Annotated in this window: 1 protein-coding gene (only partly in view); it reads left to right on the top strand. The window is 33.7% G+C overall.

The window, feature by feature from the left end; translation table 11 throughout:
- Positions 1–862 precede the first annotated feature (862 nt).
- Positions 863–1095: part of a contact-dependent growth inhibition system immunity protein coding region (locus J3U67_RS03655; protein WP_267403861.1), annotated on the top strand (this coding region is incomplete at its 3' end). Its footprint extends 170 nt past the window's final position; the window shows 233 of its 403 annotated nt.

The following is a 1095-nucleotide window of genomic DNA, read 5'->3' on the forward strand; positions in this document are numbered from 1 at the left end:
TAGTATTCAAGTTACCTTGATTAAAAAAAGATATAAATTAATGGATTCGATTTTTAATCGTTCTAAATAATTTGGTATACAGCACATGGTGTCAGTAGCTATATTTGGGCAAATACAGCATTTCGCCTTCAGGTCACAGGACTGATAAATGTTAAAAATTTTTAAAGCATTAGCATCTAAGCATAAGGAACCGAAAAGAAAGGGATGTAGTTTATACGTATTACCTGATAACTCTGTAATTATACAAGGCTATTCTTATGAGAATCACAGTCCTGGTTTTGTGAACTCTCGTAATATAGTGCGTATTTCAGAAGAGCTGATACCTGTATTGTTAGGTGAACTTGTATTAACGATAACCAATACCACTAAGTTTATTGACCTNNNNTAAAAGATCACGATTCATATACCAAGGCCTTTCTGAGCTTTGCTGGCTATAAGAACTATAGAAGGTTGGAAAAAGAGGCTGCTTATGTCTTTATTGAATTGGAGAATAATGTGATCACGATTACGCCAACAGAATATGGCCTTTACGGTAGAGGTGGATTTGGATTCCTTGTCAATAAAGAGGTAACGTGCTCTCCTGACGCAGAGAGTATTTATGAGCATTTAATTCCGTTGCTCAAACGCAGTAACTATGAGCATTTAGCCTCTTAACAGCAATACAATNNNCAGTAGTTAGGTTACCTTAATTATAAAATCCTCAGAAATTTCATATTTCTGAGGATTTTTGCGTAAATAAAAGGTATATAAAATAGATGGATTCGATTTTTAATTGTTCAAAATAAATTGATATACAGCACATGGTGTCAGTAGCTATACTTGGGCAAATACAGCATTTCGTTTTCAGGTCAAAGGATAGTAAATGTTAAAAATTTTTAAAGCATTAGCATCTAAGGACAAGGAACCGAAAACAAAAAGATGTAATTTGTATATATTACCCGATAATTCTTTTATTATACAAGGATTTTTTTATGAGAATTACAGTCCAGGGTTTGTCCATTCTCACGTCAGGGCGCGTATTTCAGAAGAGCTGATACCTGTATTGTTAGGTGAACTTGTATTAACGATAACCAATACCACTAAGTTTATTGACCT

Origin of the sequence: Snodgrassella sp. B3837, from assembly GCF_026535955.1 — a bacterium.
Taxonomy (GTDB): Bacteria; Pseudomonadota; Gammaproteobacteria; order Burkholderiales; family Neisseriaceae; genus Snodgrassella; species Snodgrassella alvi_E.